The sequence below is a fragment of the Nocardia alni genome (assembly GCF_019038435.1).
In the GTDB taxonomy this organism is placed as follows: Bacteria; Actinomycetota; Actinomycetes; order Mycobacteriales; family Mycobacteriaceae; genus Nocardia; species Nocardia alni.
In genome coordinates this window covers 1-379 of the sequence record NZ_JAGPOX010000417.1, presented here as the reverse complement: position 1 = coordinate 379, position 379 = coordinate 1, and the positions used below count along the sequence as shown (strand labels likewise).

The following is a 379-nucleotide window of genomic DNA, read 5'->3' as shown; positions in this document are numbered from 1 at the left end:
CTGCACCTTGGGGTAGTTGGCGAACAGGGCGCTCTCGGCCGGCCGCTCGACATGGTCTTCCAGGGCCATGAAGCCTTCGCGGCGGGCCTTGTTGAGCAGTTCATAGAGCAGGCTGAGGACATCGATGTAGTCCTGCTGCTTGTAGCGCGGGCCCTTGAACACGCCGACCATGGCCTGCAGGGTCTGCTTGACCGTCTTGGCCGGGGTGCCGACCAGGAACGCACCCAGTGCGGCACCGCCGATGATGACCAGCTCGTAGGGCTGCCAGAGGGCACCCAGGCGGCCGTGGGCACCGAGGTAGCCCCCGATCACGCTGATGATGACGACCAGGAATCCAACGATGATGAGCATGGGGCGACGCAAGGAGAGGGGATATCTC

The 379-nt window shown here is 64.4% G+C and carries 1 protein-coding gene; it reads right to left on the bottom strand.

Annotated features, from left to right (window positions below):
- Positions 1–351: motility-associated protein (locus JZ791_RS44595; RefSeq protein WP_368858359.1), on the bottom strand; the 351-nt coding region annotated here is incomplete at its 3' end.
- Between the last annotated feature and the right edge of the window lie 28 nt (positions 352–379).